The following is a 4,004-nucleotide window of genomic DNA, read 5'->3' as shown; positions in this document are numbered from 1 at the left end:
CACGTCGTAGTCGCGGTTGCCCCACGGCATCGCCGAGCCGGAGGGCAGGCGCAGGTTCACGCCGTCGTTGATGGCCTCGTTGCCGCGGTCCAGCGCCGAGTAGTAGTTCATCATCACGGCGTTGCCCTTGTAGACGTTCTGTGCCGTGAAGTCGAGCATGTGGTCGTGGAACCAGTGCGTCGACATCGTCTCGCGCCAGTCGCCGCGGATCTTGATGCTCCCGTTCTGGCAGGTCTTCACGCCGGGGGTGGCGTCGTTGACGAACAGCGTCTCGCCGGGCGCGCAGGGGAAGGCCGCCTTCGGGTCGGTGGCGCTCGTGTTGATGGTGTCGTAGCCCGCCAGCTGCAGCGGCCAGCGGTAGTCGTAGAACTGGCCGGGGAAGAAGAAGGCGTTGGCGTAGCCGTCGCTTTCCGCCGGCGAGTGGCCGTTGTGCTCGTGCGTCGTGATCGTGTGCAGACCGAAGCCGCGGTTGGCCTGCGGGTCGATCGGCAGCGCGTTGTAGTGGCGCATGAGGATCGGCTGGCCGTAGCGCGCCATCAGCAGCTTGGGCGGGAAGGTGCCGTCGAAGGTCCACAGCGCCTTGCTGTCCTGCACCGGGAACTTCGGGTGGAACTTGACCGGAATGCCCCTGGTCGTGCCGTTGAACGCCGGGTTGCTGTTGTCGGCCGTGTTGTAGTACAGGCCGCCGGGGCCGAACTCGCCCTTGTTGTAGCCGTGCAGCTGCTTGTGGTCACGCAGGCCGAGGTTGGCACGCGCGCCGGTCTGCACGGTCTTGAAGAAGGCTTGCGGGTAGAACTCGTTCCAGCGCTGGTGCGCCCAGCCTTCCCCGGGCGGGCGCCCCTCCGCCGGCGGGTTGGTGAGGAAGCGCTCGAGGAACAGCTCGATGTCCGCCTTCCACGGGTTCTGCACCGAGGTGTTCGACTCGCGGGTGGGGAAGGGCATCAGGCCGGTCTGCGCCAGGAAGGCGTCGAGGGCCGCGCTCTCCGGCGTGCTGCGCAGGGCGTTGTTGGGATCCTGCTCCGGCGCGGGGCCGGTGGTCGGACGCGGGAAGGGCAGGGTGCCGGCTTCGGCGTTGGCGTCCAGCGGCTCGGGGCCGAACTCCTCGAACATCAGCATCTTCTGCGTCCAGGGCTGGGCGCCGAACAAGGGGCTGGGCAGGCCGTTGGTGGGATAGTCGAACGGGTACAGCGCGTCGCGCGGGACCACGTTCTCGGCGGGGACCTCCTTCTTCTCGATGAAGCCGCCGGGGATCTCCAGTGCGCCTTCGTTCGCCTCCGGCACGTCGAACAGCTGCTGCAGCATCAGGGTGGGATCGGACGGCTGGTCGGTGTAGTGCGACGGATCCGTCGCAGAGGGTGGACCGAAATAGTCCATGGCGGCCTGCGCATTCAGGCTCGCCGCCGCAATGGCGGCGGCGCAGGCCGCGGTCAGGGTATAGCGGGTCGGGGCTGGTACGCCCAGGCGCCGCCTCGGTGCATGTCGTTGCATTGAGGCACTCCTCGTGGGGTGTTGCGTTTGCAATGGTTCCCTTGTTCCTGCAACAGCCGTAACGCATCGCCCGTGCCTGACTTTGTAGCTTTCGTATTCGCCTATTGACCTTTCGAGGTAGTGGTCATTAATCCGCTGAAACCGCTCAGGAATCGCCCGCGAATGCGGGAAAGATGGTAGGAACTTCCGGGAATAATCTCGAAGCCTGGGGAAAGTCCCGGCTTGCGGGGCACCAAACCCGGGGAAATTGCCCCATGCAATCCCCAACTCTGTCACGGCCGAGTTGCGGCGGCGACGAAGGGCCGCGTCAACTGTCGCTGGAGCGACTCCGCCGCGGCTTGCGGCTGGCCTTCGCGGCCTTGGCCGCGCGCGCCCGCCCCGGCCCCGGCATGGCTGCGGCCTGCTCCAGCGCCTGCAGCGACTCCGCCAGCCGCAGGAAGCGGCGCAGGTAGTCGGGCGAGAGCTGGCGCATCAGCGCCAGCGAGTGCAGCACCAGCGCGTGGGAGTTGAGCGGGCCGGCGTTGGCGGGCCGGCGCTGCAGCGCCGCCTCCACCTGCTGCACCGTGCGGCCCGCCTCCCAGGCGTGGCGGAAGCGGCGCGCGCTCGCGAGTTCCTGCGGGTCGAAAGGCTCGCCCTGGGCGGCATCGGCCAGCCGCGCCGAGGCGGCGGCTTGCAGCTGCTCGGTGAGCGCCGCGAGCGGAGTCGCGGCACGTTGTTGCTGCGCCGGCGCGGATGCACGCACGGATGCGGCCGGCGCGGCCCGGCGCTCGCCGGCGGTCGGCCCCGGCTCTTGCGCGCGTTCGGCCAGGGCGCCCGCGAATTTCTGTTCCAGCAGCGCGCGGACGGCCGGCGGCTGGCCCTCCATGCGGCGGGCGAGCGCTTGCAGGAAGTGCTCGGGGCCCGCGTTCATTTCGCGGCCGGCGCGGGGGCCGTGCGCGGCACGGGCGCCATTTCCACCCGGCGATTGAGCGCGCGGCCCTCTTCGCTCGCATTCGAGGCCACCGGCTGTTCGGGGCCGAAGGCGGCGGCGAACACCTGCGCCGAGGGCATGCCTTCCTCGATCAGCACGCGCGTCACCGTGAGCGCCCGCTGCGCCGACAGCTCCAGGTTGTCGGCGAAGCGGCGGTTGCCTTCGCGCAGCGGCTTGTCGTCGGTGAAGCCGCTGACCATCAGCATCTCCTTGCGCTCGCCGAGGTACACCCGCAGGGGATGCACCAGGCTGCGCAGCAACTGACGGCCCTCGGGCCGCAGGGCGTCGGAATTCACGTCGAACAGCACGCTGCCGCTGATGCCGATGCGGCCGTTGGCCAGGGTCACGCGGCCGGAGGCGAGCGGGATGGCGAGCGCCTTCTCCAGCGCGATGCGGCGCTGCTCCTCCACCCGCCGCTTCTCCACCTCCTGCTGCAGGCTGGCCACCAGGTCCATCTGCACCACCAGCACGCCCACCAGCACCAGCACGAAGGCGCCGACCAGGCCGGACATGAGGTCGCCGAAGACCGTCCAGACCGGCGCCTGCGCGGCGAGCTCGCCCTCGTCCGCCTCCAGCATCACGCGGGCTCTCCGTCGGCCAGCGCGCGGGCGCTGCCCTTGCGGGCCTGGAGCTGGCGCAGGTTCTCGACCAGGCCCTGCTGCGAGGCAATGCTGAGGTCGATCACCTCGCGCGCCTGCGCCACGTAGTAGGCGAGCTGTTCGTCGCTGCGCGCCGTGGAGCGCTGCAGCGCGGACTCGATGCGTTGCAGCGTTTCCGTCAGCTTGTCGTTGCCGGCCTGGAAGCCCTGCACGCCCTGCGCGAAGGCTTCGGCCACGCTGGCCAGTTCCACCGCGCTGGCGCCCAGGTGCGCGCTGGTGTCGGCCGCGCGCGCGGCCTGTGCCTGCAGCACCTGCGCCCACTGCGCGCCGGCTTCCTCCAGCACGGAGGAGGCCGAGGCCACCATCGCATCGATGGCGGCGCGCTGTTCGCCGGAAGACTGCTGCAGTGAAGCCAGCAGTGCAGTCATGCGGTCCAGCAACTGCGCGCGCTCCTGCAGCACTTGCTGCTCGCGCTCGGCCGCGCGGGCCGACGCCTCGCCGACGCGGGCGTGCAGGTGCTGCGCCTGCTCCGCGAGCCGCTCGTGGACGCGCTGCGCCTGTTCGGCGATCCCTGCGTGAACGCCCCGAGCTTCTTCGGCCACACCGGCATGGACGCGCCGCGCTTCCTCGGTCACGGTGACGTGGATGCGTCGGGCTTGTTCGAGCAGGCCCGCGTGGACTCGCTGTGCTTCTTCGGACACGACCGAATGCACCCGCTGCGCCTGTTCGACCAGGCTCGCGTGGATGCGCTGCGCTTCCTCGGCCACGCCGGAGTGGACGAGCCGCGCATCCTCCGCCATGCGCGCGTGCAGGCGCTCCGTATCCGCAGCCATCTGCGCGTGGGCGCGCTCCGCGTCCTGGCCCAGCTGCGCGTGCAGGCGCTTCGCATCCTCGCCCACTTGGGCGTGCAGGCGCTGCGCGTCCTCCGCGATCTGCGCCATGGCGGC

General features: G+C 70.3%; 2 protein-coding genes and 2 pseudogenes. All 4 read right to left on the bottom strand.

Features of this window, described 5'->3' with window-relative positions; genetic code table 11:
• Positions 1-1,488: pseudogene (locus tag VFM98_RS13800) on the bottom strand (copper oxidase); the annotation flags it as partial.
• A 307-nt stretch (positions 1,489-1,795) separates the two neighbouring features.
• Positions 1,796-2,398, bottom strand: a complete 603-nt coding sequence (locus VFM98_RS13795) for a DUF2894 domain-containing protein (RefSeq protein ID WP_325110489.1) — start codon at positions 2,396-2,398, stop codon at positions 1,796-1,798.
• Positions 2,395-3,036: an OmpA family protein gene (locus tag VFM98_RS13790; RefSeq protein ID WP_325110490.1), complete on the bottom strand. Its 642-nt coding sequence runs from the start codon at positions 3,034-3,036 to the stop codon at positions 2,395-2,397. Before VFM98_RS13790 ends, VFM98_RS13795 begins: the two co-directional genes overlap by 4 nt.
• Positions 3,036-4,004 (bottom strand): annotated as a pseudogene (locus tag VFM98_RS13785) (hypothetical protein); the annotation flags it as partial. The gene VFM98_RS13790 and the pseudogene VFM98_RS13785, both read right to left, overlap by 1 nt.

Source organism: Ramlibacter sp. (genome assembly GCF_035706265.1).
Classification (GTDB): domain Bacteria; phylum Pseudomonadota; class Gammaproteobacteria; order Burkholderiales; family Burkholderiaceae_C; genus Ramlibacter.
The sequence above is the reverse complement of the archived record's forward strand: the minus strand, read 5'-3'. Positions and strand labels throughout refer to the sequence as shown.

Excerpts from the sequence above, each read along its gene's own strand:
- VFM98_RS13795 (WP_325110489.1), bottom strand. The coding sequence starts at position 2,398 with ATGAACGCGGGCCCCGAGCACTTCCTGCAAGCGCTCGCCCGCCGCATG.
- VFM98_RS13790 (WP_325110490.1), bottom strand. The coding sequence starts at position 3,036 with ATGCTGGAGGCGGACGAGGGCGAGCTCGCCGCGCAGGCGCCGGTCTGG.